Raw genomic sequence first — 23,495 nt, 5'->3', positions numbered from 1 at the left:
ATTATTGATTTATAAATAAAATATTATGATTCTTTTTAAGATAATGGCCCTCTTTCCATTCCTCAGGAAAGGCACCCAACACGTTTTTAAGGATAACCGCTTCACACGAAATACTTACGGTTGTGTCTTTAATGTCGTCTACTGTTTTGTCGGACTCAACAACAAATTCTGGGATATTAGTAGGATCATATAGTATATCGCCTTCTTTTAAATCCTGAATCGGTTTTGATAATGTAATCGTGTCAAACGTGGTATCATCAGTATCAATATCGGTAATTTTCACCTCTTCTCCTCCACTTTTCATGACAACATCTCCTTTACATAGCAAGGACCCTTTAGGTATTCTGGGCTTAGAAGCGGTTCCACCACCCACTATAACCACGTATTTGATAATTGTAGCTTCTAATTTGTCAAAATCAACTTTAACAAAAGATCCACGAGGAATAAAAGTCCCTATTGGTAATTTATTAGTGATATTGAACCCCCCGGGCAGCACTTTACTTTCTCCACGCCAATAAGGCTGCTTACTGCCTACATATTTTGTTTCTTTAAAATTTACTCCCATTTTTTTATTATTATGATTTATTCGGCAAACTTGCTACGAAATCTTTTTCTTCTTGAGCTAACATTGCATCATTGGTTACTTGAATTCCTGTTTTTTTGGTAGGTACTTCTAGATTTATTGTAGATTGCTTAATTTCAGAAAGTAATTGTTTTATTTCATCCTCTTTCAGATGATCGTCAATTTTAACACCGATCATGCGTCCTTCCGGTATTTCCATTTCTTTAACATATTTAGTAATAAGCTGCTGTCTTTTTTCCTTCCCTTGCTCTTCCAATAATTTTTTATTTTGTTCAGCAATACTGGCAATAAGTTGATCATTTGCCTTTTTGAAATCAAGAAACCAATTCGGAGCCCCCGATAAATTAGATTCGTTACCGTGTTCCTGTTTATTTTTTAAGCCTTCAAGTTCAGCAAGTTTGTTTTGTAGTAGGGACTTTTCCTGACGAACCGTATCTACTTCTCCTTGAAATGCTTTAAGAAGATTTTCAACCCCTGAGATAGCGGTATCAATATCTCCCTCTACTGTTACGTTATCAGCTAAATAACTAGCCATCCCGTTAAATGCTTTTTCTCCAAACCCTAAATTTTTATATTTAGTTTTTAGCGCTGTTTTTATTTTTTCTTTCATTACAAAATATTTTGTAGCACAAAAATACATTACGGCATGAGCGCATCGCTTGATTTAAACGGGTAATTACTAAATAATTACTATAAAAAACAAGAGTCTTTCCTGTAGCATACAGGAATATAAAAGAAGGTTAAAAATTAATTAATCACAGGTTTTGGAAAATGGGCTTTATAGGTAAAATATCTTTATTGTCTCTAATAAAATAAGGTAGAGACTTTGCTGTATTAATTCTTTTAAGATTTTCGCTTAACCAAAGTAAAAAGTTTGAAGGTAACTCTTCCACTTCATTTACACTTTTCCAGTCAAGCTCTTTTCCACGCAACGTATAGTTGTTAAGTTTAAGCATTTCTTCATGTGTCATTAAAATTGGAAGCATACTGCATAAACATTGCGGATGCCACCCTACAAATTGAAAATATTTAGGGTATTTACCCTTTAATGAATCGCATATTTTACAGGGATACGGGTTTTTGCTTCTTTTTATTTCATAGCCCACGACAAAGGGCATATCTTTCCATCTTTCAACATCTGCAGTTTTGTATGCAATATTAATTTCAGTTCTTGCCAGGCGTAAGGCATTTTTTTTACTGCTTCGATAAACTCCTCTCCCCGGCGCATATTCTTTCGCTGCTTTTGATAAAGTTAATTTGTTGTTTTGATCTTTAATTCTCCGAAAAAGCCTGTCCGGTTCGTTAAGATATTTTTTTATGCCGATGCTCAATAAATGTGCAGATTGTCCACTACGCAAACAAGCGTCTATACACAATTCTAACTCCTTTTTGTGTTGAGTGGTTAATTTCCAAACTCTATCGGACAAGTTTAAACCGTATCTTTTGCGTTCAAAAAAAGCATGTAAGGGGGCGTCGTTTCTTTTCAAAAACTTATCCTTGTTCTTGATTGTTTTTATTTTTTTTACTAACTCGTCATTTTTAGTATTGGACAGGTTCCATTCCTTAGTAATTGAAACTTTCAATGAGGAATATAATTCTGAATACATATTTCGAAGTATATTCTTTACCAATTCAGCAAACGGATAATCATAAAAAGTAAATGCCTTTTTATGTAAGGTAATTCTATGAATTAGTATTAGTTCAATTAAAAGATTTGTATATTTTTCATAGAGTTTTTCAATCTGAATGGTATACTCATCTACTCTTTTATGGGCATCGTCAATCATTTTACTTTTTACCTAGTTTTTATAAGGTTTTTAATAGGTCCTTTTCTTTCGACAGTTCAAATTCATAATATACCCCCGACCCGCTTTCATCTCTTAATTTATACCTTACTTCATTCATGGTTATTAGTATTTCAATTATAAAGTTTTCTAATTGTTTACTGTCGTTTTTAATATATATAGTATCTCCTACGCTAAATTTAGTTTTTATTTCCATTAGTTTAAATTTTTAAGATTAAATACCGGATTCAAAAATATTTACGGCTCTTTCTTTTTCTACCTTTTCCTCTTTTTCTATTTTAATTTTCTCTAATTCTTCTGAAGCATTAGTTACATAAGGATTTAATGATACGGCGCTTTGTTGCGAAATAATTTCGTTCTGCTTTGCCTCTATTAAATCATTTAACAAGGTTGAGATGTCTTCATCAAATGGTTCTTGAAATTCATGGGTTATAATCAATTTTTTACATTCTTCTTTTAATTTAACATCTAGAATATTTGAAATAATAGCTATAATCAAATTAGAAAAACGGTCCAACATAGCCCCGTATATTTCCTTATTCATATCTGCTTTTATTTTAGCTAATATCATTAATTGCTTTAAAGCTTTACCGGACATATTACTTGTGCCTTTAATGTTTTCATAATCTATACTAGGTGTAAACGCTCCCCTTAGTATGTGTTTATCTAAAAAATCCATTTCGTATTTTTTTCCTTCCGGTAAAGAATCATAAGTTAAATAACTGGCCCCTCCTTCACCGGTTAATTTGATTATTTTGCCCTGGTCGTTTTTTTCCGGCATGGAAGCTATTTTATCTATATGAAGTTTAAGGATTGGAGAAGAAAAATAATCATTGGTATCAGCATTAGTAGACGCTAACCATTCTTGCCTTTCAATAAGAGGATTCACGTCCCCGAATTCTGTATTTTGTTGAAATAAAATTACCGGTATCTTGCCAGCTAAATTAATTTCTATATTTACATCCCACCCTATATTAGATTTAACACATCTGTAAATATTTTTTTTAGTATATATATCACAATGTTGTTTTACATCGCTGCCGACTTTTAAGTTATATACTCTGGCGAAATTCAGTAATCTACCAAATTGATCTTTTGAATAATACAAATCATCTCCGAGGGATTTTGACAAGGGTTTAGCCAAAATATCCGGTAGTCCTCCTTCTTCTTTTTCCCAATGGATTAATAAGGCACTTTCCGATTCAGCTCCGGCAATTCTTTTGCATTGTCTTATAGCATAGTCAAATCTTATTTTCTTTAAAACTTCCAAAAACTTATGGTAGGCATTATCCGTTTTTTTCGATATTTGATTCCATTTAACCGGATTACCAAAAAGCATAACTAAGGAAATTTCATTGATGTATTTTGGATAATTTATAGGCAACTTCCATTGTTTTTTTAGGCCTATCCGTTCTCCTTTTTCATTGGTTAAAATCTTATCTTCTCTATCATTTATATTATGCGTGTTTACATTATATTTTTTAATATTACTTAACGCGTTTTCGCTGTTATTATCCAGTATTGACAAAATACCGCTTATATCTTTAGTTGACAATAACTCATCAAACGTTTTATTTACTCCCATTATCAATATTTTAATATTTATTTATTTTTAGTGAAAACCAAAAGTGTCTTTAGTTATATTTTCAAATACCCCCGTATCCATGTATTCAAAATACATCCTCATAGTAAAACAATCTAACCAATCGGGTGAATGTCCAATAGTGTCTTTAATTTCTTCTTTCGGTTTAACCTCTAACTTGCCGTCACCGTCAACATTCCAAGTTTGAAGATTTCCTAACTCCAGGATTATATTTTCTTTCTCGCTTTCGCTTATTTCCGCCTCAAACCCTATTTCATTATTATTTATCTTTTCCGCTAATTTATAAGCGCATTGGGTTTTAAGATTTTTATAATTTTCCTCATTAAAAGGTTTAGAGTTATTTTTAAACCCAATCACATTGCAATTATCAACCACTCCACCACCAACCCCGTCTTCATCTACTAATACTCTGTAATTCGGTATTTTATATTTTTGCTGCAAATGTTTTATGTTCATTTGAATATCCGTTAGTTTCGAGGTATCAAATTGATTTTGGTAGATAAGAACATAACCATTCCACACAGTTATTCTAGCTACATCAGAACCAAACCTAGCAACGTCACAAACTATATAATACTTTCCATTCTTAACTGATAGTATATTATTAAATATTTGTAAAATGGTATCGTGGGCACACATAGCATTCGGGTTATCTTCATAATCCCAATTAGCTTTTAAAAGCCTTTCTATTAATACCTTGTTATTAGACGTTTGAAGGTTTTTTATATAACCGGAATCGATGAAAGGATTTTCAGTTACCAAACATTGTAAAAAAACAACGTGTGGAGGTAGTAATTTTTTAATATAGGGCTTATAAAATTTATTATAAAGCCAATTTTTTTTAGGATTACAAGTAATAAATATTTTTCCGATTAAGTCATATTTATCATTCATCCATCGGTTAATCCTAGTTTTAAGGATATCATAAGCCCCTAAATTAATTTGTCCGGCTTCTTCAATCCATCCTCCTGTATATTCTTTAGATCCGAATCTTTCATATAAAGGATCTTTCGGAAGGAATTGTAATTTTAAAAAATCTATCCTACTTCCATTGATAAATTCTATGAAATTATATTTTTCGTTTATTTTATAGTAATCTTTATCAATACCATATTGTTTAAACACTCTGCCGAAGGTCTGCCAAGTTGAAGTCATTAAATCAACTAAGGTCTCTCTACCTACAAACCATTTTGTTCCTGGGTATAAAAGACTCATAAAAGCTAAATAGGTACACCCTGTCCAGCTTTTTGCTCCTCCTGCGGCTCCTCCGTACACAACGTCTGTATGTACATCGTCTGTCAATAGTTGAAAGCAATCGTTTTGTTTTTTGTGAGACTTTCCATCCCTATCAGTTATAAACTCAAAATTTTTGCGCTTGAATAATTCTATACGGGCTTCTAATAATGGATTATACCGGCACGGTGCATTCATTAAACTCAGCTGTTGTTTTGTCCTTCACTTAATATTTTTTCAACCTTTTTTAAATTTTCGGTAGGTATTTTTGAGGCGTCAAATGATTTAAACAAATTATCACCATCTTTTCCTGTATGTTCATTATACTGTTTGTTTTTCCAATTTTCGGGATCTTGATTAGTAAGAGCAAATATTATTGCTGCGGTATCAGGAAGGATATGTTTTGTTGTTGTTGTTATCTCCGTTGATTTTGGTTTTTTTACTGTCTTTGTTTCTACAACTTCATATCCACGAATTTTTTTTAATAAAGATTTTTCAGCTTCTACTGCGTACATTTTACGTCTCTCTTTTTTTGCCTTTTTTATTTTCTCGGAAAAATCGGGTTTTTCTTTTTGCCACTCAAAATAGGTACAATCGGCAATTCCAACTCTTTTGCATATCTCTGTAACGGTATAACTATCGGATTTTATTAAATCGGTTATTTCTTCTACTATCTCTTTGCTATACTTTGCCATATCAAGGGTTATTTTTCACTTTTAAATTGTATCAAACTTTAAATTATTCTTAATTTCTTTTTCGACCTGTATATATTTTTGTATAAAATTTTTATCGTATTGGATGTCTTCATCAAATTTTTTAATAAAAAAATAGACACTGGTTATGTGCCTATTTAGTTTTTTACTAATCTCATAAGTAGATAATCCCAGCTTTCTTGCATAATGAACATACATCATTCTGCTTTGGGCATATTCAAGTTTTTTAGAATTAGAGGAAATATCATCGGATATATTAAACACAAGTTTAATTATCTTTTCTATTTGATCTAGGATAGAATAGTCAATATCAATTTTTTTTATAAAATGAAATTGATCTAACCCACATTCTTTTAACTTAGATAGTTGTTGATGTATATACTTGTCTGAACCTTTTAATGTACCGGTAAAAATTACTTCCAAAGAGATTTATTTAGTTTAAAATTATTTTTCTTAAATGTTGATGTAGTTAGCTTACTTATCAAAAGTTAATGCCTTTACTGCCCATAGAAGTGCCCCTTCTAATTCCGTTATTGCTACAGAACACAATCTTTTCTGTTCCTGTGATTCAGAAGTAGCTCTTAAATCATTTAAGGTATCTATTTTAGCTGCTACATTTTTTTTAAATTGGTAAACTAATTCATTTCCTGTAGGAGTGTTATTTAACCCTACCAACTTTCCCCCGTAACTTAAATTTTGATTTTCCATCTTTTTTAGATTTTTTAATAATAGTATTTATACAAAAATACTTAATTTTTATTTATTCAACAAATTGATTTAATGTTATTTAATTTGTTTTACTTAAAGTTATACTTTAAGTTGTATTTTTTCTTCCAATTGCATTTCTGTTATAATCCTTGAGAGTTGAGCCGGTGAGATATTAAATATTTTTGATAAGGCGGGGATTGTATTTTCTTCATTTGATTTAAAATATTCGTAAACCTTTATTTTCAGGACTTTAGGAATATCATCATATCTTTTAAAATCTCTCATTTTATTGGTTATAGTTTTCTTATTTTTTATTCAAATAGTTATTTACTTTTTCAATGAACTCTTCTAATGAATAACATACCTCTACTTTATAATCTTTTCTTTCTGCGTCTTCGATAAACACTCGTTGATTTTCTCGTAATTTTCCGTTTTTTGCCTTCATTTCGATAAACAACCCATGATACCCTTCTTTTCCACGCATAAGAAAAAGGTCGGAGACCCCGGCCATAACTCCCTCTCCTTTCATTATGGCCGCCTCTATTTTGCCTCTTTTCCCTCCGTTTGGAATAGCGAAAATGGTTTCTTTGGGATATTGTAACTTAAACCATTTGATACATGCTCTTTGTAACCGGCTTTCAGGGTTCTCTCGTTTTTTTCTTATTTTAATTTCTTCTTTATTTTCCATTTTTTAATTTTTATAAGCTCTGTTATTTTTTAGATTACTTATATGAATAATTATGTTTTTAGAATTAATACTTCCAATCTTTGGGTTTGTCAATCCATTCAAAGCTATATACCCATACCCACGGATTTTCATCCCACGCTTCAATTCCGTATATGGAATGCCAAAGAGATTGAAATCTTTTTCTAGCGGATGTAAAATTAAATCCACTTTCATGATAATAATCTTTGTACCTACTTACATAGTCCTCGAACATTTCAACCCCCTCTTCTATAGCGTCTTTTTCTGTAATATCCTGTAGCTTTTCAACCCTTACATCCGTTACTTTAAGAAATATCCTCACGGCTTTTTTTGGCATGAGTATAGGTCTTCCCCATTTCTTTAATTCAAAGTTTTCTATAAAACTATCATATTCGGTATCATAATTGATTTTATATAAATATGGTTCTTTTAAATAATCACTATATCCACTATACCCCCATTTTTCTCTTACCCATAGAATAACTCCTTTTTTTATTGGATTTTCTTCTAACAAATCATCAATATTAATATCTACATTCGCCATATCTTTGCTTGTTATTCCCTCCTCAGTTGCTCCTGACAGATATTTTTCCCCTTGTTCTACTTCCCTTTGTTTTATTGGCTGTGGTTTAATTATTCTTCTTGTCATGGTTTTATCTTCAGCTAGTATAGCTTGAATCATCGGAGTTGAAAAATTAATTGGTATATAGGTGTTATTTGTTTTTTTCATTTGTTTATATTTATTTTTCTTATTCCTTTTGACGTTTGTTCCGCTAAACTTTGGATATTTTCATAAGACATTTCTAAGCATTCTTCATAATCAAGTCCGTAATCTTCATTACAATCTTCACGTAATTGATCTGTGGATTGAAAATCTTTTGATATTTTCTTTAGAGCATCTAACATTAAATTGAATTCCTCTGCTTGTCTGTATGTTATTGTGATATTATTGTTTTTCATTTTTTATATTTATTATTTAAATAATTTTCTATATCCGTTAATTCTAATACGATCCCACGGCAATACAATTCTCCATCATCATAAATGTCAAATGTTGCATGAGGGATATTTGTTGTTATTAACCATGAACAGTCTAGTTCTTTTGGACGCCATTGAATTTTAATAGGAATTTTTGGTAAAATAAAACCCAAATTATAATCTTCTAAGAACATTTTTATTTCTTCTATTTCTTTTTGTGATATACAGGTTAAATCTCCATCTTCACCTATGTATAGATATTTAGTATCTTTTTCATAAACTACATCCTTATACATAATACCTCTTAATCTCAAAAAATCATCAGAAACCACGAAACAAACCAAAAGCCTATTTTTTCTGGCTTGTATTTGCTCATAATCCATTTCTGCTCCATTTTGAATGCCATCTAATAATTGTGCTAATTCCTCTTTTTTCATGTTTTTAGTTTTTTATTTTAGTATTGTCAACAACAGGCGTTTTTAGAGATAAGTTTTTTAAATTTTTAATTAAGCTTATAGCTTCTTCTTTTGTTTCAAATGATGGTGATTCTACTATTATTTCACCGCTTTCGTCCCTCAATAAGAAGATCCATTTTTTATCGAAAGTTTGTATTACTCTAAACCGATCTTCATTTTTAAAATTTCTTATTACAGATTTTAGTTCTTCTTGACAACTAGTTTTTCGTACATATAAATCACTTTCTAGATAAATGTTCCCTTCTTCGTCTTTTAAATTGAAATAGAATAAATTGTCTTTATATTTGTGTATTTCAAAATAAAATTTTTTGTTGTTATTTGTGAGTGTCATGATTTTAGTTTATTAAATTATTATTATTTAGTTTTGTCAATAACAGGAGTTTTAAGAGACAAATGTCTTAAATCTTCAATTACATTTTCAGCTTTTTCTCGTGTATCAAATTCATCAGTGATTACTCTTGTCAAACCATTTCCTTTTTTCAAAAGGATTATCCATTTTCCATCGTAAATTGACCATAACTTAAAATGATATTCGTTTTTAGAGTTATATATTATTCCTTTTACCTCTTTTTCGCATTTGGTTTTTTGTGTATAGTTACCTATATCTAAATAAATATTATCTTCATAGTCTTTTAATTGGAAATAAAAAAGGCCGTCATAATCTTTGTGTATTTCAAAAAAGTATTTTTCGTTGTTATTTGAATGTTTCATGGTTTTACTTTTTTTAATGTTTTTTTATTTTATATAGTTAAAAGATCCTTTTTTCTTTAGACAATTCAAACTCAAAAAATACATCAACCAACTCCATACACCTTGTTCTATATTTTATTTCATATAATGAAACTATTACTTCAATTATAAAAACTATTCGCTGCTCTCTATCATTTTTAATATATACTTGATCTCCTATATCAAATTTTGATTCTCTTATCCATCTTTTTGATGATATTATCATTTTAATTTTAATTTTAATAAAATGGTCTTACTATTTCTAAAACTTCGTCTTCCGTAAACATTCTGAATTTTCCTATTTTATCAAACCCATAATATTTATCTGGTTCAATAGTTACATCTAATATTTTACCTCCAACTAGCGCAGAATACGCTGTTAATGGATTGTTATTTTTATCATATTTAACAATAATTACTAATCCATGATGCGCTTTTACTATTGATCTGTTACCTACCGTACATGTAATGGAGTTTTTACCTTTTGTTGAGCTTAGTGAATACTTACCCAAAGTCACGCTATATGCGCTTTCTCCTTTTGTATAGCTCTGTGAATGATCCCCAAATGTTGCACTATGTGAATACGACCCTTCAGTGCGGCTTTCTGATATCTTACCTAAAGTAGTACATGGTGAGCAGACCCCTTGTGTTTGGCTTTTGGAGTTTTCTTCCAAAGTTGCGCTTGGTGAAAACCACCCGTCTGTTTTACTTTTCGAGTTATATCCTAAAGTAGCGCTGGGTGACAAATCCCCCTTTGTATAGCTTTGCGACTGAATTCCTAAGGTTGCACTAGGTGAAAACTCCCCTTCTGTTTCACTTTTTGATTCGCTCATTAAAGTTACACATGGTGATGCTTTCCCTAGTGTTTTGTTTATCTTGCTTTTACTGAATAGTTTTTTTAGCTTTCTGATAATTTTGTTAAGAAAATTTTCTTTTTTCATAATTTTATTTTTTTAATAGTTCTTTATCTCAACGCTATTGTTCTTTTATCTTTTCGGTAATATTTTTTTCCTGCTTCTATTTTTTCGGCTTCTATTTCTTTAGCTTTATTTATATTTTCAATGGCTTTTTTTCTTGCTTGTTTTTTTTCTTTATGGGTAATTTCTCCTTTCATTTTGTGGTATGATTTATTAATTTTTAAATTCAAACTTTTTAATACATTCAAAAAGATAATGTGCGATTTCCGGTATTACTGCATTTCCCAATGAACTTATTCTTCTTTTGTCCAATTCTTTGGAAAACCCATCATCCATTCGTAAAAATTCATAGCTTGATTTGCCGTTAAACCGTTTAATTGGCACTGATATAGGGTTTTGTCTTGATAGTTTTTTAAGTAATACTATTTGGTAACTCAATGAAGATTGAAGTATTATTAATGCATCGCTTTTCGTAGGGGTAGGCAATACCGTAAAATCGGGTTCTTTTATGATTGTATCCAAATTGCGTAGCCGATAAACTTTGCCATTCACACATACCCGATTTTGGTAAGGTCGTGTAAAACTTTTCCGAGTCCTCGAACAGTAAGCATTGGACTATTTTCAATAATAACGTATCGGGGTCTAACATCCCTAATAATTCGCCACATTTCAGTCCATAATCCTGATCTTTTCCCATTAATTCCTTTTGCTTTACCATCTATAAAATTTTCTTTACTTATGTTGCTTATACTTATATCTTGACATGGAAATCCTCCACTTATTATATCTACATATTCAGGTGTTTGCATAGTAACTATGTCCTTATAAATTCTTGTTTCAGGAAAATGTTTTTTTATTATTTTTACATTGAATTCTTCTATTTCACACCCCCACAATGTTTTTATTCCACTCATTTCCGCGCCTAAGTCAAATCCTCCAATCCCCGTGAATAAACTTCCGTGAGTTAAGTTTCCTGTTAAGTTGTTCATATGGTTATAATTCCGTTAAAGTGTTTTTTGTTGGAGTTTAAATTGTGACATAATTTTTACGGATAACTGTTTCCACTTTTTGGGCGAGATCCTGAATGTAGGTAGATCCACTTATCTTTTTTATTGTAAATACTTTATCGGTTAACTCCTCAATTTCTTTTGCGTTAAATTCTAAGTTTTCTTTAAATTTTTTGGATCTTTCATTGAATTCCTGTATTCTTTTTAACCGATCTATTACATGGAGTAACAACATGGATAAAACCACGTATTCATGAAATAATTTATCTTTTTCTTTTTTACTTATTTTCATCATTTTTTTACAGTCTTTAATAGGTCACCTTCTAAGGCTTTTTCCTTTTAATTCAATAATGTTAAACATGGAGAATAATCGATCGTATATACGTGGTCCGTATCTTTTACCAAATTGCCACAAGGTAGAATTCACATTTTCCAAAACATCGACTCTCCCATTTTTATCTTTGATAGAGCGTTTGTGGTAATTACAGCTTATTAAAGTTGTACTTCCCAAATCGTATCTTTTTTCCAGTATATCTTTGAATATTTCAGCCTTTCCATAGTTGTTTGCCTCTCGCTCTGTTAAAATATCATCATAATAGGCACGTCCATTGTTTTGTTGCAGCCAAAAGAAATCTTTATCAGCAGGCTCTGCGCATACCTCATATTTCTCTACAACTTGATTTGCCGTAAAGTATTTAAAAAACTGTTTGTATCTGGCTAATTTTATAAGATCTCCATTTAGATTTTTAATTGAAATATCTTGTTCCAGGCATACTTTAAATAGATAATGGAAAGCTTTAAAAAATGAAGTTTTTCCACAGCCATATCCCCCTATTACAAGTAATCCTTTATTTAAATCATGTGTGATTTTATCTCCTTTGTACAAAAGATTACTTTTGTAAAAATTATCTGACTTAGCAAAATAATAAAGTAAGGTGCATAAAAATTGATTTGCTTCTCCATCATTTGCATTTGGATTGAATTTTTCCTTGTTTACTTTATAAAACGCCTGACAGAAATATTTTTTTAATTCTTTTACATCCATGGTCCCAATAGGCTTTATAACTTCTTTTTTTTCAATAATGCCCTCAGCTTCATTTGCTTTTTTTTGGTATTCTTGATAAGCATATAATGCTGCTTCATAATCTTTTACAATATGATGTTCAGGATTATTTTGTTTTAAATAGTTATAAGTAGAAGGCCGTGTTGGGCGTTTGGGTATTAAATTTCTCAATCCTTCTTCATCTATTAATTGTGAAATCTTCATCGGTTGTTTCATGTCTTAAATCCTTGTTTTTATAATTTCCCTCTAAAATTTTAATGAAATTAGCAGGGCTCATAATCCAATCAAAATCAGCTGTCCAGCTTTGTTTATTTTGCCCATTTAAAAATGTCGACTCCGACACCATGTCTATTACCTCATTTACTTTCTCTTTTCCAAATTCTTTTATCCTTGCGCTAACCGATGATATTCTTTTGTCCGTTATTTTTTGGACTATTGGTAAGTAAGTACATCTATCATTGAAATTATTTACTATTTCCTCACAATCTTTTTTTCTTTCTTCTTTTGTTGAATAAAAACCTGATAAATTTTGATTTTCACCCCCTACTTTTTTTAAAAGCGGGGACGCTTTTGGTTCTTTTTCTAAAAGAACATCATCCTTCATTTTACATTCTTCATTTTCATTCTTCATTATACATTCTTCATTTTCATTCTTCATTATACATTCTTCATTATACATTATACATTCTACATTAGCTTCTGTTTTGCTCCTGTTTTGCTTCTGGTTTGCTCCTGGTTTGCTTCTGGTTTGCTCCTGTTTTGCTTCTGGTTTGCTTCTGGTTTGCTCCTGGCTTGCTCCTGGTTTGCTTCTGGTTTGCTCCTGGCTTGCTCCTGTTTTGCTCCTGGCTTGCTCCTGGTTTGCTTCTGGTTTGCTCCTGGCTTGCTCCTGGTTTGCTTCTGGTTTGCTCCTGGCTTGCTCCTGGCTTGCTCCTGGTTTGCTCCTGGCTTGCTCCTGGTTTGCTTCTGGTTTGCTCCTGGCTTGCTTCTGTTTTGCTTCTGGTTTGCTCCTGGTTCCTTTTTTTTTGCCATTTTCATACTTACGAATATTAGCATCCAGTTGCGGTTTTATTAGAGTAAAAATCACTTTGGGTATTTCACTTAATTCAACCTCTTTGAAGTTTAAAGAGTATTCAAATATTGCATTGTAAACCTCTGCTTGTGTTTCAGAAGGTAGTTGTTTTATTGATTCAAAAAAACTTCTATAAAATATGATACTGTCTCTTTCTTCCATTATGAAAACTTTTAAAATAGTCTTAATTTTTGTTGTTATTTTCAGGTTGCCATGATTGCATTTGTTCTTTAAACTTTTCTTCAAAATTATCTTTACCCATGTTTGCCAATGCTTCAGAGACATTGTTATATCCTAGCTTTTTTGCAAAAGTGTTTTTTTTCATATACGTATTGTCAGGGGTTAAGGTTAACATCTCTTGTTTTAGGCTAAATAGATCGTTTGCCATTTGTACATTTTCCGACATTTTGGCGGCTTGTAAGATTAATTTTGCATTATTAGTTATTGCGGTACTTATGTTAACCATGGCTTTTGCTTTGTCTATTTCTAATGTACCTTCTTCTATACCTTCTAAGGCTTTAAATAATTTGTTGTTTAATTCGGATATGTTCATTTTCTTTTTATTTTATCTTTAATTTTTTTAGTTAAGTGTAGGGTTCTTTTTATCTCCGCCGGATATTGGTGTATGGTGTTTCTCTCCATTAATTCCTTGTTGCTTATACATTCTAAATTTTCAATAACACAATTCAAGGCGTTCCCGTCTTTAAATACTATATTATATCCTTTGGGTATTTTGGTTTTTGTTTCTTTTTCCCATAACCATCGGTGCTTAAGCACCATCATATTGTCTACGGGGGATTTTATATAATAATATTGGGTGCCCATTTTATTGCGTATTACTTCTTCTAAACTTTCTTTTGTTTGTTTGGGTTTTTGTCCTTTTTTAAATCTTGTTTTTAAGTTATTTTTTATAGCTTCTTCAGATAGGTATTCTGTCATTTTCTTACCCTTATTAAAGGGGGTTGATCCTTTTTTAAATAGCCCTGCCTGTTTCCTTTTTTCAATGATTTCTTTAGGTATTTCAAGCCCTAATGATTTTAACTTACGCATTATAGTCCCATGGTTACTCCCTATTTCATCAGCTATTCTCTTTATGGGCTTATTCAAGTACTCGCGTATAATTATTTCTACTTGTTGATCTGTTAATGACTTTCTCAAAATCGTCTTTTTATTATGCAGTGATTTTTATTTATCCCTTCTTTTCATGATTATAACAGGTCTTAATTTTTTGTTATATCTTGATCGAAATTTATGTTTAACACATATAACTTCAAGGTACCCTTTATATCCACAATAAAAACCTGTTTGATACCCCTGACAATTCCATCCGTTAAATCCATCTTTTCTCAATTTCTCCATCAATGACAAATAATTTTTCATTGACATTTCCTTTTTCATAACTACCGTTATTACTTCATCGGGATCGTATTTCAGTCTTTTACTCATGCGAACATGTTTATAAATAAAAAGATTTTAGTTGTTTATTGTCCACTGAGGAATTCTCTTAGTTTTATCAGAAAATTTAGCTAAATGCACTTTTCTTGGTAAGTCTTCAACAAATTTTTCTATTCTAAATTTTGTTTTAAAATAAGGGGTAAATGCTATAGCTCTACCATTTCCGGCTGTAAGACTGCATGTCCATTTTTTATTAGAAGCTTGTTTAATTATAAAACGTTCTCTATTTTTAGAATTCCTTATTACTGATTTTATCCCGTGTTTACAATTAGTTTTGTACGTATATGCGCCTCTTTCTAAATAAATATTACCTTCTTCGTCTTTTAATTGGAAATAGAATAAGTTGTCTTCATTTTTATCTATTTCAAAATAAAATTTTTTGTTGTTTCTTGGGTATATCATGATTATTTAGTATTGTCAATAACAGGGGTTTTAAGAGATAAGCTTTTTAAATTTTCAATAAAGTTTATAGCTTCCACAATTGTATCAAAATAATAAGGTGATACTGCTATTATTTGACCGTTTTCGTCCTTCAGATAGAAGACCCATGTTTCTTCGTAAGTTTGTTTTGCTCCAAAACGATCTTCATTTTTAGAATTTATTATTATTGATCTTATCCCTTTTAGACAATTAGTTTTTTGTGTATATGAACCGCTTTTTAGATAAATGTTTCCGTTTTTATCTTTTAAATTGAAATAGAATAAATTGTATTGATCTTTGTTTATTTCAAAATATAATTTTTCGTTGTTTGTAGAGTGTTTCATGGTTTTAATTTTTTATCTTAGTATTGTCAACAACAGGCGTTTCAAGAGTTAAGCTTTTTAAATCTTCAATAAAGTTTTTAGCTTCTTCTTCTGTATCAAATTCCTTAGGAATTATTGCTATTGTTTTACTGTTAACGGTTTTCATACGTACCATCCATTTTTGATCGTAAATTTTTTCTACCTCAAACCGATCTTCATTTTTAGAATTTCTTATTACTGTTTTTATTCCATTTCGGCAATTAGTTTTGTTTGTAAATTGCCAGCTTTTAAGTAAAATTTTACCCTTTTCGTCTATCAAATCGAAATAGAATCGATAATTTAAATCGGTTAATTCGGCTTCGTCTGTGTGTATTTCAAAATAAAATTTTTTCTTGTTTGCAGAATGTTTCATGATTTTAGTTTTTTATTTTAGTATTGTCAATTAAGGCTGTTTCTAGAGATAAATTTTTTAATATTTCAATAAAGTTTTTAACTTCTTCTTTGGTGTTAAAAGCTGTTTTGAATGCTCTTGTTTTACCGTTTTCGGCTTTCAAAGAGCCTTTCCATTTTTCATCACGAGTTTGTTCAACTATAACCCGTGCATCATTTTTAGAATTTCTTATTATTGATCTTATCCCTTTTAGACAATTAGTTTTTTGTGTATATGAACCGCTTTTTAGATAAATATTTCCGTTTTTATCTTTTAAAATGAAATAGAATAAATTGTATTGATCTTTATTTATTTCAAAAAAGTATTTCTCGTTGCTATTTGAATCTTTCATGGTTTTAATTATTTAAGTAATTTTCTATATCCGTTAATTCTAATACGATCCCACGGCAATACAATTCATAATCAACATAAATGTCAAATGTTGCATGAGGGATATTTGTTGTTATTAACCATGAACAGTCTAGTTCTTTTGGACACCATTGAATTTTAATAGGAATTTTTGGTAAAATAAAATCCAAATTATAATCTTCTAAACTTTCTTTTATTTCATCATAGTTTGATTCTTCCAAAATTGCTATTTTATGATCTTTGTCTTTATACAGGAAAATACTCCCTCCTCCATAAATTCCTACTCCATTAAACACAATACCTCTTAATTCCAATAAATCATCAGAATATCCGAAACAAACCAAAAGCCCGTCTTCTTTGGCTTGTAAGTGTTCTTCATAGATCATTTCTTCTCCATATTGACGGCCATTTAATAATTGTGCTAATTCTTCTTTTTTCATGGTTTTAATTTTTTATTTTGTTTTAATTATTTATAAATATTCTTTATTGTTTTCAATACTGATTCTTATTTCATTTAAAAAGTTCAAGTCATTTGGTTCGGGTAGGTAATGACCGAATTCTTTTAATGAATATGCTCTTAATCTGTCTATTGCTATCGTCAAATCTTTACTGTTGAGTATTGACGTACTCTTCCAGTCTTCGCGAATCTCTTTCGTTCTTTTATTTAGATGTTCGGTTTTAAAAATGTCCGAATTCAATTTCTTTTTAAATATTTCTAACTTTACATATTCTAAGGTGTCTCCATATTCCAGAGCGAAAGAACTTAACAGTAAATGCAAATAATTGTTTTGACTTATACTTCGTATGGGTTGTTTTTTTGTTAATTCGAAGGTTTTTTTATTGTTTATCAACCAATTAAAGTATTCTTTTGCTTTTTGAATGTCGAAGGGTTTTTCTGCGTTGTAGAACATAATATTTTATCTATGTGTAAATATTTCATTATCAAACCCATCAATCCATTTAGGCTTGTAAAATTTAGTTTTAGACCTGAAAAAATTATAGGATTTATTAAAAGCGTTTTCAGCGATCATTTTGTTTAAACAATTGATCTTAAAATCAACCTTTCTTCTAGCATATTCTAAATACCCATCATCTACTTCTATAATGGAATAGTTAAATTTATCATCATACACAATGAATTTGAATTTAGGATTATGACTTAATCCTAGTATTATTAAACCTAAGGAATAAATCCCAAATTGAAGATCATATTGGAATTTACGCATGTCATATTCAAATTTTTCAGGTGTGCAATCGGATGCATATTTGAAATCGTAGAAAATTTTAGATTGAAAAGCGTCTAATTTTCCTTTAATTTTCCACCCTTTATATTCAAACTCTATTGCTTTTTGAAATTCTTCAACTTGCTCTAATTCCTCTAATATTTCATCTTGCGATAATAAATTATCACTTACATCTTTGCATTTTTGGTAATGGACAATGCTAATAACTTGCTTATTTTCGCAAATTGAATATATATAAGGGATTAAATGTTTTAAGTTTTCCGAACTTCCTTTTTTGTAAAACTCTTTAAATGTTTCATTGAATAGTATTTCAAAAATGGGTGATGTTTTGTCTATTCCTTTGCTCTTTATTTTTTCAACCACTGCATGGCAGAAATTAACTTGCAGTTCAGTAGATGGAATGTCTTCTAAAACTGCATAGTTCTTAATAAACAGATCAGGGGTAGTTATTAAAGTATCTATAACACTCCCCGTTATCATCCCTTCATTTGTTTTTTTAGGGCGCAGATAGTAGTTGATAAAATTTATCGGGCTATCCAAACATTTTAACGAAGAATAACTTAGTACTTTTTGCTTATTTTTAAGTCCTTCTATTAAAATGTCTTTTTCTGTCATATATTCTTGATTACTCATTAAGTATTCGTATTGATTTTCTATGTAATAGCTCTCTGAATATTGAGCTGCAAGTTCACTTGATGCGCTCATATTATTTGTTTTTTAATTCTTTAATTTTTTCTCTAATAGCTTCTTTATATTGCGTCTTCAATCCTTTAGGCGGGGTATTCCACTGTACACCAAATTCTCTTAAAAATTTTATATCCGTTGATCTTATAGCCTCTTGAAATTCCTTTTCTGTAAGCCATTGGGTAATTTTGGGTTTATTTTGTGCATTTTGAATTGTTTTATTACCGTCATCGTCTTCTGCTTGTAGTCCTAAAAGTGATTGAAGAGTATATCTACGGTAATAGGTAATGGCGGATCCTGTTTTTTGCGGGTCTTGAAATACTGGCAATTCTATTTCACTAGTTACGTTTTCTCCTGAATCGATATCCGTTATCGTAGATATTACTTTATTATCCTTTATAGGCTGCATAAGAAGTAAATTATTTTTATGCAATAAAGGCTCAACGTGCTCGATGAGCTGGTTTACATCAAAATACTTGGATTGAAAAAATGGATTTATTTCATTTTTTATAAGTTTACCTATTTCGAGTTTTACTTGAAATAGTTTTTTGTATATACTTGTTTTATTTTCCATTGTGATTTTAAGATTTTCTATGACTTTATTTCTTCTTTTAAGAACTCTTGAATTTTTTCAATACTTGACATGGTAAGCAACCACCATGTGAAATAATTATATATCCTTTTCATGGTATGCTAAGTATTCTTTTAATGATTTAAAAGTCTTACCGTTACTAAATGCACTTTGTATTTGATTATTTTTAAACCCTTTAATTATTGATTGGTGTCTATTCTCTTGAGTGTCTACCTTTTTAAGGTATTTTTCGTATGCCTTCGCTAATGTGATATTATTATTTTCTAAAGCTTCATCGTAAAGAAGTTTTACGCCTTTTATTGTAGTATCCATTTTGTAATGTTTTAAAAATATACTTTTACTTCTCTTTCCAGGTCCTCTACTATTTCATCGATTATACTGTCATAAGGTTTATTGAAGTTGTAGAGGGTTGAATAACAGTCGATAACTTCTTCCCAGTAATCGCAGGAGTAATCGTAATTTTGAAAATCTTTTGTCCAATAAAATTTAACACTTACGATGGATCCTTCTATTTTTTCTATCTCGTAATGTAAATTGCTTTCTTTAGGAAGTATTATTATGTTGAATAAAACCTCAAGAGACTCTTGAAAAATTGACTCAGCTAATTTTTTTGATACTTCTCTTTTTTTAGTTATATTTGCATTTATTGTATTCATGATAATATTTAATTGATATTATTGTGATTAAGTCCTGTTGCTGCAGGGCTTTTTTTTTATTTTATTATTCTAATTTTTGATTAGCGATTTTACAGTTAAAGGGTTTTTGATCGTTTTTGTTTTCTACATGATTTTCTGTAAATGCTCGAAAAACTCATTATATTTCTCTGTCTCTAATTCGGAAATGCGATCGATATTGAATTGGTTTAGTAATTCTTTAACTTCTTGACTTTTTTTAAACCTTATAAGAGAGTTAATCTTTTTTTTAATTTTATCGAATTTTATATTGTCGGTGAGTTTGTAGAAAGGCTCTACGGGCGGGATATTTTTTTTATCCTCTTTCTTGTTTTCTTTTATACTTTCTTCTGTCGGTTCGTTTAAATCAACAGTATCTAAGAAATTTTTACCGCATTTTTTTAAAACTTTTAAGGCCTTTTCTCCAAATTCTATATTAATTTTTATATTTATTTCCATAACAAGACAATTTTTTAAGGTTTTTTCTAATTATACCTTCTGTGTTTATTTATAAAATCTTCAACCCACTGCTCGGTTATAACTCTTTTTTTTCTAATGTTACCCACCAAGAAAGTATCATCTAATCCTATTGTGCCCTTGTCTATCATTCTGTAAATGGTGCGGGCAGACAATGAAGTCCTCGCGCTCACTTCTTTTATGGTTAAGACATTCATAATAAATTTTATTACATTACTCGTTTTACGATGGTTTCATTTAATGAAGCAGAGACATTAAATTTTTTACCTGAATCGGAGGTGATTTGTCCGGCTATTGATCGGATTATAGAAGGTCGATAAAGAGGCTTCGGAAATTTCAACACTCCCCCCTCCACCTTTAGAGAGTTGATTGCACCTCGTATATTGATTTTTTCCATATATTTGTATGTAAGTAAGTTAATAAGTACAAATGTATAACACATTGTGTTATAAAACAAATAAAAACTAACGCATTGAGTGTTAAATATATGTTAAAATGATATATTTTTTTGATAATGAATAGATTAGATATTAAAGAATTTAGAAAAAAATATAATTTAACTCAAGAAGGGTTAGCAAATATTGTTGGAACTACAATTAGAGCAGTGCAAGGATGGGAGCAGGGACAAAGAAAAATATCGCAAAGTGCTATTAAGTTAATTGAAAATTACGAAAATAATGTTTTAAATCCTGATATAACTGACATAGCACTTTATGACGTACAACTTTCAGAAGAAAAACTAAAAAACGCTAATAAGAGAATTGAATTATTGGAAGAGTTAGTTGAATCATATAAACTTGAAATAAACGATCTTAAAAATGAACTTTTAAAGTTTACTAAGGGCAAAACAATACAGAAATAAATAAAATAAGTTTCAACTTTTATTTATTTATGATAATGAGCACAATAAAACAACTTAATAACATTCTGGTATACACAAAGTTAAATCCTAAGTCATTTTCTGAAAAAATAGGACTTGCTAGGCCTCAGGCAATCTACGATATACAGAAAGGAAAAACTAAAAATTTCAGCCATGCAATGATAAATAAAATTATTTCTGTATTTCCTGAATTTAATAAATCTTGGCTATTAACAGGAGAAGGAGAAATGCTTCTTACTAAAAAAATTGAAGTAAAACATAATGATATCAATATTATACGAATGGACATATTAAACCGTATATTACAGATAAAGGAAGAGCTAGGATATAAAACAGATGGTGAATTTGCAGGCGCTATGGGTATTAATAGATCAAACTTTTCACAAATGAAACAAGGTAATAGGTCTATAGGTGACAACATATTAAACAAAATTAGTATTCATTTGAACATTTCTAAAAGATGGCTATTAACAGGAGAAGGCGAAATGTTGATAGAAAAAGAAAAAACTACTTCTACCGAAAATTTAATAAAAGAAGATCTTAAGGACCGTTGTAAATCTTTAGAAGAAAGTGTTCGATTGCTAAAACAAGAAAACGAATTGCTCAAAAAAATTATTGATCTTACTGATCGAATATACTTTTTAGAAAATTCAAAGCATAAATCCAAAAAAGATCATATTAAAGAAGATTGACATGTTTGACTTTAGAGTTAATACCCCCGTTTTTAATGTTTTTAGCTCTTTTGACGAACTTTTTTATCAAAAACAACCAAGACTACCACTAGGATAATTTAAGTATCTTAAATAGCCTTATTTTATCTTTTCTTTTTTTGGCGCAACTTTTTTTCTTTTCTCCCCTTCGGGGTAAGTGAGTCTGATAAGTAGAATTGATTTTTTATTTTATTTAAAAAAAATCAAAATTGAAAAAATCGAAAAAAAAATTTTTCCAAAAAAGAGGGGTTTTTCTTTTTTTGTTTCTTTCTTTTTTTATTTTTTTTTCTTTCTTACTTTTTTTCTTTTAAAAATCGAAAAAAGAGTTTTTTTGTAAAATTACATGCCCTTCATAACAACCCTATACATCGGACTTAACGTTAACCTGTAAAATATTTTTACAGGTTCGTGATGAGGTTAGTATCGAAGTTAGTATCAAGGTTCGTGATGAGGTTCGTTTACAGGTTTATTATTAAGGTGATGTAATGACTTGTTTAAATTTCCTAAAAATCAAAAAAAATTTTTATCTGTAGAAAATTCCCCAGATGAATTTTTATTTTCTCCCCCTACTTTTTTTAAAAGCGGGGGCGCTTTTAGTTCTTTTTCTAAAAGAACATCATCCTTCATTTTACATTCTTCATTTTCATTTTCATTTTCATTCTTCATTATACATTCTTCATTATACATTATACATTCTACATTAGCTTCTGGTTTGCTCCTAGTTTGCTCCTGGTTTGCTCCTGGTTTGCTTCTAGTTTGCTCCTGTTTTGCTTCTGGTTTGCTCCTGGTTTGCTTCTAGTTTGCTCCTGGTTTGCTCCTGTTTTGCTCCTGGTTTGCTTCTAGTTTGCTCCTGTTTTGCTTCTGTTTTGCTCCTGGTTTGCTTCTAGTTTGCTCCTGGTTTGCTTCTGTTTTGCTCCTGGTTTGCTTCTAGTTTGCTCCTGGTTTGCTTCTAGTTTGCTCCTGGTTTGCTTCTAGTTTGCTCCTGGTTTGCTCCTGGTTTGGTTATAAATAAACAGTTATATGCTTGGAATATATATATTTAAAAATGAATTTTCAAAATTTTTTTATGAAAATATAAACACACGATAACCAACCCACTTTTTTTAAAAAATTTTTACAAAGCATTAACCATTTGTTAACATTTGAAAATTATATAGTTAGCTCTTTGATTTTATACGGATTAATCAAAATATGATTTTAAACATATTAATTTTATCCTGTTTTTTTTATAAATTGCGTTTACACTAAAAATACATAAAAAAAAATGAACGAAAACGAACTGCTTAATATTATGTTATACCTTAACAAAAAAGGCACTATATCAAATGAAAAATTTAACTGGTTAAAAAAAAATAATACAGTAATTTTAGAATTATTAATCTTTTCAATGGGTTACTATGAAAAGGTACTGTCAAAAAATCAAAATTTCAACTTTAATGATTGGAAACAAGTTGATACGTACAAAATGTGTTGTAATTATTTAAAAAATAGTTTTAAAAACCTTAATTAATACTTTTTGATACCAACAATTATAAGTAGTTGGTATTCAATTAATGTTCTAATTCCATCCTCTCTGCTAATAAACCCGCTATTTAAGCGGGTTTTCTTGTGTTTACGCGGTTTATAGCCCTTTTTTACGTTTTTTCACCT

At 30.0% G+C, this 23,495-nt stretch carries 44 protein-coding genes; 3 read left to right on the top strand and 41 right to left on the bottom strand.

Features of this window, described 5'->3' with window-relative positions; translation table 11 throughout:
- Window position 1: 1 nt before the first annotated feature.
- From J3U20_RS01225 to J3U20_RS01030, 40 genes are all read right to left on the bottom strand, one after another.
- Window positions 2-565, bottom strand: a complete 564-nt coding sequence (locus J3U20_RS01225) for a hypothetical protein (RefSeq protein WP_160543306.1) — start codon at window positions 563-565, stop codon at window positions 2-4.
- Window positions 566-575: 10 nt separating this feature from the next.
- Entirely contained in the window at window positions 576-1,193 is a 618-nt protein-coding gene (locus J3U20_RS01220) for a hypothetical protein (protein WP_160543305.1), read from the bottom strand.
- A 145-nt stretch (window positions 1,194-1,338) separates the two neighbouring features.
- A complete protein-coding gene (locus tag J3U20_RS01215) occupies window positions 1,339-2,370 on the bottom strand; it encodes a hypothetical protein (protein ID WP_160543304.1) in 1,032 nt (343 codons plus the stop codon).
- 19 nt (window positions 2,371-2,389) lie between these two features.
- On the bottom strand, window positions 2,390-2,584 hold the full coding sequence (locus J3U20_RS01210; RefSeq protein ID WP_160543303.1) for a hypothetical protein: 195 nt from the start codon (window positions 2,582-2,584) through the stop codon (window positions 2,390-2,392).
- 18 nt (window positions 2,585-2,602) lie between these two features.
- Window positions 2,603-3,973 (bottom strand): phage portal protein, encoded by a 1,371-nt coding sequence (locus tag J3U20_RS01205; RefSeq protein ID WP_160543302.1) that lies wholly within the window; start codon window positions 3,971-3,973, stop codon window positions 2,603-2,605.
- Window positions 3,974-4,000: 27 nt separating this feature from the next.
- Window positions 4,001-5,422, bottom strand: a complete 1,422-nt coding sequence (locus J3U20_RS01200) for a phage terminase large subunit (RefSeq protein WP_160543301.1) — start codon at window positions 5,420-5,422, stop codon at window positions 4,001-4,003.
- A 5-nt stretch (window positions 5,423-5,427) separates the two neighbouring features.
- Entirely contained in the window at window positions 5,428-5,919 is a 492-nt protein-coding gene (locus tag J3U20_RS01195) for a transposase (RefSeq protein ID WP_160543300.1), read from the bottom strand.
- A 21-nt stretch (window positions 5,920-5,940) separates the two neighbouring features.
- Window positions 5,941-6,360 (bottom strand): hypothetical protein, encoded by a 420-nt coding sequence (locus J3U20_RS01190; protein ID WP_160543299.1) that lies wholly within the window; start codon window positions 6,358-6,360, stop codon window positions 5,941-5,943.
- A gap of 51 nt (window positions 6,361-6,411) precedes the next feature.
- Window positions 6,412-6,645: a DUF7681 family protein gene (locus J3U20_RS01185; RefSeq protein ID WP_160543298.1), complete on the bottom strand. Its 234-nt coding sequence runs from the start codon at window positions 6,643-6,645 to the stop codon at window positions 6,412-6,414.
- Between the two features lie 99 nt (window positions 6,646-6,744).
- A complete protein-coding gene (locus J3U20_RS01180) occupies window positions 6,745-6,930 on the bottom strand; it encodes a hypothetical protein (RefSeq protein ID WP_160543297.1) in 186 nt (61 codons plus the stop codon).
- Between the two features lie 19 nt (window positions 6,931-6,949).
- Window positions 6,950-7,333: a VRR-NUC domain-containing protein gene (locus J3U20_RS01175; protein WP_105297658.1), complete on the bottom strand. Its 384-nt coding sequence runs from the start codon at window positions 7,331-7,333 to the stop codon at window positions 6,950-6,952.
- 64 nt (window positions 7,334-7,397) lie between these two features.
- Complete coding sequence (locus J3U20_RS01170; RefSeq protein WP_160543296.1) at window positions 7,398-8,081, bottom strand: hypothetical protein; 684 nt, start codon at window positions 8,079-8,081, stop codon at window positions 7,398-7,400.
- A complete protein-coding gene (locus J3U20_RS01165) occupies window positions 8,078-8,311 on the bottom strand; it encodes a hypothetical protein (RefSeq protein WP_105297661.1) in 234 nt (77 codons plus the stop codon). The genes J3U20_RS01170 and J3U20_RS01165 overlap by 4 nt, the downstream gene beginning before the upstream one ends.
- Window positions 8,308-8,766 carry a hypothetical protein gene (locus tag J3U20_RS01160; RefSeq protein WP_160543295.1) on the bottom strand — a complete coding sequence of 153 codons (459 nt, stop codon included), beginning with the start codon at window positions 8,764-8,766 and terminating at the stop codon, window positions 8,308-8,310. The genes J3U20_RS01165 and J3U20_RS01160 overlap by 4 nt, the downstream gene beginning before the upstream one ends.
- A gap of 4 nt (window positions 8,767-8,770) precedes the next feature.
- Complete coding sequence (locus J3U20_RS01155) at window positions 8,771-9,136, bottom strand: YegP family protein (RefSeq protein ID WP_160543294.1); 366 nt, start codon at window positions 9,134-9,136, stop codon at window positions 8,771-8,773.
- 23 nt (window positions 9,137-9,159) lie between these two features.
- Window positions 9,160-9,516: a hypothetical protein gene (locus J3U20_RS01150; RefSeq protein ID WP_160543293.1), complete on the bottom strand. Its 357-nt coding sequence runs from the start codon at window positions 9,514-9,516 to the stop codon at window positions 9,160-9,162.
- 37 nt (window positions 9,517-9,553) lie between these two features.
- On the bottom strand, window positions 9,554-9,760 hold the full coding sequence (locus J3U20_RS01145) for a hypothetical protein (RefSeq protein WP_160543292.1): 207 nt from the start codon (window positions 9,758-9,760) through the stop codon (window positions 9,554-9,556).
- Window positions 9,761-9,773: 13 nt separating this feature from the next.
- Window positions 9,774-10,475 (bottom strand): hypothetical protein, encoded by a 702-nt coding sequence (locus J3U20_RS01140; protein ID WP_160543291.1) that lies wholly within the window; start codon window positions 10,473-10,475, stop codon window positions 9,774-9,776.
- A 23-nt stretch (window positions 10,476-10,498) separates the two neighbouring features.
- Entirely contained in the window at window positions 10,499-10,648 is a 150-nt protein-coding gene (locus J3U20_RS01135; RefSeq protein WP_160543290.1) for a hypothetical protein, read from the bottom strand.
- 16 nt (window positions 10,649-10,664) lie between these two features.
- Window positions 10,665-11,003, bottom strand: coding sequence for a hypothetical protein (locus tag J3U20_RS01130; RefSeq protein ID WP_221410886.1), 339 nt, complete (start codon window positions 11,001-11,003; stop codon window positions 10,665-10,667).
- Window positions 11,000-11,440: a DNA cytosine methyltransferase gene (locus J3U20_RS01125; RefSeq protein WP_221410887.1), complete on the bottom strand. Its 441-nt coding sequence runs from the start codon at window positions 11,438-11,440 to the stop codon at window positions 11,000-11,002. Before J3U20_RS01125 ends, J3U20_RS01130 begins: the two co-directional genes overlap by 4 nt.
- A 37-nt stretch (window positions 11,441-11,477) precedes the next feature.
- Window positions 11,478-11,750 carry a hypothetical protein gene (locus J3U20_RS01120; RefSeq protein WP_160543288.1) on the bottom strand — a complete coding sequence of 91 codons (273 nt, stop codon included), beginning with the start codon at window positions 11,748-11,750 and terminating at the stop codon, window positions 11,478-11,480.
- 24 nt (window positions 11,751-11,774) lie between these two features.
- Complete coding sequence (locus tag J3U20_RS01115; protein WP_160549977.1) at window positions 11,775-12,737, bottom strand: hypothetical protein; 963 nt, start codon at window positions 12,735-12,737, stop codon at window positions 11,775-11,777.
- On the bottom strand, window positions 12,700-13,752 hold the full coding sequence (locus tag J3U20_RS01110) for a DUF6291 domain-containing protein (RefSeq protein ID WP_160543286.1): 1,053 nt from the start codon (window positions 13,750-13,752) through the stop codon (window positions 12,700-12,702). The genes J3U20_RS01115 and J3U20_RS01110 overlap by 38 nt, the downstream gene beginning before the upstream one ends.
- Window positions 13,753-13,774: 22 nt before the next feature.
- The gene (locus J3U20_RS01105; RefSeq protein WP_160543285.1) at window positions 13,775-14,143 is read right to left on the bottom strand and encodes a hypothetical protein; all 369 of its coding nucleotides are present in this window, start codon (window positions 14,141-14,143) and stop codon (window positions 13,775-13,777) included.
- Window positions 14,140-14,748, bottom strand: a complete 609-nt coding sequence (locus J3U20_RS01100; RefSeq protein ID WP_160543284.1) for an HNH endonuclease — start codon at window positions 14,746-14,748, stop codon at window positions 14,140-14,142. Before J3U20_RS01100 ends, J3U20_RS01105 begins: the two co-directional genes overlap by 4 nt.
- 27 nt (window positions 14,749-14,775) lie before the next feature.
- Entirely contained in the window at window positions 14,776-15,036 is a 261-nt protein-coding gene (locus tag J3U20_RS01095; protein ID WP_160543283.1) for a hypothetical protein, read from the bottom strand.
- 27 nt (window positions 15,037-15,063) lie between these two features.
- Window positions 15,064-15,447, bottom strand: coding sequence for a YegP family protein (locus J3U20_RS01090; protein ID WP_160543282.1), 384 nt, complete (start codon window positions 15,445-15,447; stop codon window positions 15,064-15,066).
- Window positions 15,448-15,449: 2 nt separating this feature from the next.
- Window positions 15,450-15,809: a YegP family protein gene (locus tag J3U20_RS01085; RefSeq protein WP_160543281.1), complete on the bottom strand. Its 360-nt coding sequence runs from the start codon at window positions 15,807-15,809 to the stop codon at window positions 15,450-15,452.
- Between the two features lie 4 nt (window positions 15,810-15,813).
- The gene (locus tag J3U20_RS01080; RefSeq protein ID WP_160543280.1) at window positions 15,814-16,200 is read right to left on the bottom strand and encodes a DUF1508 domain-containing protein; all 387 of its coding nucleotides are present in this window, start codon (window positions 16,198-16,200) and stop codon (window positions 15,814-15,816) included.
- A 4-nt stretch (window positions 16,201-16,204) separates the two neighbouring features.
- Window positions 16,205-16,570: a YegP family protein gene (locus J3U20_RS01075; RefSeq protein ID WP_160543279.1), complete on the bottom strand. Its 366-nt coding sequence runs from the start codon at window positions 16,568-16,570 to the stop codon at window positions 16,205-16,207.
- Between the two features lie 4 nt (window positions 16,571-16,574).
- A complete protein-coding gene (locus tag J3U20_RS01070; RefSeq protein ID WP_160543278.1) occupies window positions 16,575-17,027 on the bottom strand; it encodes a hypothetical protein in 453 nt (150 codons plus the stop codon).
- Between the two features lie 30 nt (window positions 17,028-17,057).
- A complete protein-coding gene (locus J3U20_RS01065; RefSeq protein ID WP_160543277.1) occupies window positions 17,058-17,498 on the bottom strand; it encodes a hypothetical protein in 441 nt (146 codons plus the stop codon).
- 6 nt (window positions 17,499-17,504) lie between these two features.
- Window positions 17,505-18,536 carry a hypothetical protein gene (locus J3U20_RS01060; RefSeq protein ID WP_105297680.1) on the bottom strand — a complete coding sequence of 344 codons (1,032 nt, stop codon included), beginning with the start codon at window positions 18,534-18,536 and terminating at the stop codon, window positions 17,505-17,507.
- A gap of 1 nt (window position 18,537) precedes the next feature.
- Window positions 18,538-19,089, bottom strand: coding sequence for an ERF family protein (locus J3U20_RS01055; RefSeq protein ID WP_105297681.1), 552 nt, complete (start codon window positions 19,087-19,089; stop codon window positions 18,538-18,540).
- 96 nt (window positions 19,090-19,185) lie between these two features.
- Entirely contained in the window at window positions 19,186-19,419 is a 234-nt protein-coding gene (locus J3U20_RS01050) for a hypothetical protein (RefSeq protein ID WP_105297682.1), read from the bottom strand.
- A gap of 11 nt (window positions 19,420-19,430) precedes the next feature.
- Window positions 19,431-19,763, bottom strand: coding sequence for a hypothetical protein (locus J3U20_RS01045; RefSeq protein WP_160543276.1), 333 nt, complete (start codon window positions 19,761-19,763; stop codon window positions 19,431-19,433).
- A gap of 123 nt (window positions 19,764-19,886) precedes the next feature.
- The gene (locus J3U20_RS01040) at window positions 19,887-20,237 is read right to left on the bottom strand and encodes a hypothetical protein (RefSeq protein WP_160543275.1); all 351 of its coding nucleotides are present in this window, start codon (window positions 20,235-20,237) and stop codon (window positions 19,887-19,889) included.
- Between the two features lie 26 nt (window positions 20,238-20,263).
- Window positions 20,264-20,452, bottom strand: a complete 189-nt coding sequence (locus J3U20_RS01035) for a helix-turn-helix domain-containing protein (protein ID WP_160543274.1) — start codon at window positions 20,450-20,452, stop codon at window positions 20,264-20,266.
- Between the two features lie 11 nt (window positions 20,453-20,463).
- Window positions 20,464-20,652: a hypothetical protein gene (locus J3U20_RS01030; protein ID WP_160543273.1), complete on the bottom strand. Its 189-nt coding sequence runs from the start codon at window positions 20,650-20,652 to the stop codon at window positions 20,464-20,466.
- A gap of 117 nt (window positions 20,653-20,769) precedes the next feature.
- Between J3U20_RS01030 and J3U20_RS01025 the strand changes: the two genes are divergently transcribed.
- Together J3U20_RS01025 and J3U20_RS01020 are read left to right on the top strand one after the other, a co-directional pair.
- Window positions 20,770-21,117: a helix-turn-helix domain-containing protein gene (locus J3U20_RS01025; protein WP_160543272.1), complete on the top strand. Its 348-nt coding sequence runs from the start codon at window positions 20,770-20,772 to the stop codon at window positions 21,115-21,117.
- 35 nt (window positions 21,118-21,152) lie between these two features.
- Complete coding sequence (locus J3U20_RS01020) at window positions 21,153-21,827, top strand: helix-turn-helix domain-containing protein (protein WP_160543271.1); 675 nt, start codon at window positions 21,153-21,155, stop codon at window positions 21,825-21,827.
- Window positions 21,828-22,355: 528 nt separating this feature from the next.
- Here the strand turns inward: J3U20_RS01020 and J3U20_RS01015 are convergent.
- Window positions 22,356-22,511: a hypothetical protein gene (locus J3U20_RS01015; RefSeq protein ID WP_160543270.1), complete on the bottom strand. Its 156-nt coding sequence runs from the start codon at window positions 22,509-22,511 to the stop codon at window positions 22,356-22,358.
- Window positions 22,512-23,109: 598 nt separating this feature from the next.
- Here J3U20_RS01015 and J3U20_RS01010 point away from each other — a divergent pair.
- Window positions 23,110-23,355, top strand: a complete 246-nt coding sequence (locus J3U20_RS01010; RefSeq protein WP_160543269.1) for a hypothetical protein — start codon at window positions 23,110-23,112, stop codon at window positions 23,353-23,355.
- Window positions 23,356-23,495: the final 140 nt, after the last annotated feature.

Origin of the sequence: Apibacter sp. B3919, assembly GCF_026537405.1 — a bacterium.
In the GTDB taxonomy this organism is placed as follows: Bacteria; Bacteroidota; Bacteroidia; order Flavobacteriales; family Weeksellaceae; genus Apibacter.
Note: the sequence above shows the minus strand (reverse complement) of the source record. Positions and strands in the feature narration are given on the sequence as shown.